The 608-nt window shown below is 49.7% G+C and carries 1 rRNA gene; it reads right to left on the minus strand.

The features are described 5' to 3' along the window. Positions 1-608, minus strand: a 23S ribosomal RNA gene (locus DK430_RS13105); the annotation flags it as partial.

The following is a 608-nucleotide window of genomic DNA, read 5'->3' on the forward strand; positions in this document are numbered from 1 at the left end:
GTTCCTTCACCCGAGTTCTCTCAAGCGCCTGAGTATTCTCTACCTGACCACCTGTGTCGGTTTTCAGTACGGTTTAGTAAAGCCTGAAGCTTAGTGGCTTTTCCTGGAAGTGTGGTATCGGTTACTTCAGCGCCTTAGCGCCTCGTCATCATCTCTCAGTGTTAATGGAAGTCCGGATTTGCCTAAACTTCCCACCTACCAACTTAAACGACCATATCCAACAGGTCGCTAACCTAACCTACTCCGTCCCCACATCGCAGCTTTACCAAGTACGGGAATATTAACCCGTTTCCCATCGACTACGCTTTTCAGCCTCGCCTTAGGGGCCGACTCACCCTGCCCCGATTAACGTTGGACAGGAACCCTTGGTCTTCCGGCGAACGGGTTTTTCACCCGTTTTATCGTTACTTATGTCAGCATTCGCACTTGTGATACGTCCAGCATACTTCTCAATACACCTTCATCCGCTTACACAACGCTCCCCTACCCAACAGTATTACTACTGATGCCGCAGCTTCGGTGCTATATTTGAGCCCCGTTACATCTTCCGCGCAGGCCGACTCGACTAGTGAGCTATTACGCTTTCTTTAAATGATGGCTGCTTCTAA

Source organism: Aggregatibacter kilianii, assembly GCF_003129965.1.
Taxonomy (GTDB): domain Bacteria; phylum Pseudomonadota; class Gammaproteobacteria; order Enterobacterales; family Pasteurellaceae; genus Aggregatibacter; species Aggregatibacter kilianii_A.